1 protein-coding gene is annotated in these 1,231 nt (G+C 58.7%); it reads right to left on the bottom strand.

Features of this window, described 5'->3' with window-relative positions:
• Positions 1-190: 190 nt before the first annotated feature.
• Positions 191-1,228 (bottom strand): site-specific integrase, encoded by a 1,038-nt coding sequence (locus tag V2I08_RS20435; protein WP_349636578.1) that lies wholly within the window; start codon positions 1,226-1,228, stop codon positions 191-193.
• Between the last annotated feature and the right edge of the window lie 3 nt (positions 1,229-1,231).

Below are 1,231 nucleotides of genomic sequence, written 5' to 3'. Positions count from 1 at the left end.
TTGGCGGTCTCGATGACCGAATAGATGGCAGCGGCCCGATCGCCGCCTGCCTTTGATCCTGCGAACAGCCAGTTTTTCCTGTTATGGAAAGGTATGCATAACCGCAATTATGCGAAGCGCAGGATTATGCGCAGGTGCTCCCGGCGGACCCAGATATTACGCTGGCCCCGCCGCCCCGAACTTCACATAATCACAATGTCTGCAGAAAGCTCATCAGGTAGTCGGAGGCACGGAAGCGACCCGGCGTGGCGGTTCCTGGTTGCAGCTTCATCAGGGCTTGTTCCTTCATCGCGAGATCCGCTTCCACATACATGTGCGTCGTCGCGGTATCCTCGTGTCCGAGCCACAGTGCAATGACGGTAATATCGACCCCCGATTGAAGCAGGTGCATTGCCGTCGTGTGTCGAACCGTATGGGGAGTGACCGGGCGCTCAAGGAGTCCCGGATACTTGCGCCCTGCAATTGCGACGGCGAGGCCCAAACGCTGGGTGACGTTTGAGCGAGTCATACGGCCACCGCTACGGTTGGGGAACAGGATGCTATCGCCAGCGGGATCCCCGATCTGGCGGCGCCAGGATCTGATGAGTGCGGCTGTCGGTCGCCAGAGCGGCACACTACGTTCTTTGCGACCCTTACCGCACAAATGCACTGCGGGTTGCCCTTCCAGCACAACATCCCGACAGCGGATGCCGATCATCTCGGAAACGCGGGCACCAGTATTGTACATCATGCTGAAGAAGGCGCGGTCACGTTGGCCGGCCCAACTGGACCGGTCAGGCGCTTCGATGATGGCGATGACCTCGGATCGTGAGAGAAAGCCGACCAATGGCCGATCGAACCGCTTGAACGGTATCGCCAACGCCCGCTCGATTGTGGCCAGCGACGCAAGGTCGTAATGCGATGCATATTTAAGGAACGTCCTGATTGCAGCGAGACGTGCATTGCGGCTTCGGACGCTGTTGCCTCGGCCCTTCTCCAGATGATCAAGGAATGCGAGCAACAATGGTGCGTCGAGATCGGACAATGTGATAGCGCTTGGCGTTCGACGAAGCACTGTAGCCGCATAGTTGAAGAGCAGGCGCAGAGTATCCCGATACGCCGCGACGGTCTGCGCGCTGACCGCGCGCTGTTCCGTGAGATGATCGAGAAAGAATGTAACCGTCCGATTGTTACCGCGGCTTATGGGCCTTGAAGCGCGCGGCGAGCTCGGGATCGTCGATAAAGTCATCGA

The sequence above is a fragment of the Sphingobium sp. MK2 genome (genome assembly GCF_040170545.1).
In the GTDB taxonomy this organism is placed as follows: domain Bacteria; phylum Pseudomonadota; class Alphaproteobacteria; order Sphingomonadales; family Sphingomonadaceae; genus Sphingobium.
Note: the sequence above shows the minus strand (reverse complement) of the source record. Positions and strands in the feature narration are given on the sequence as shown.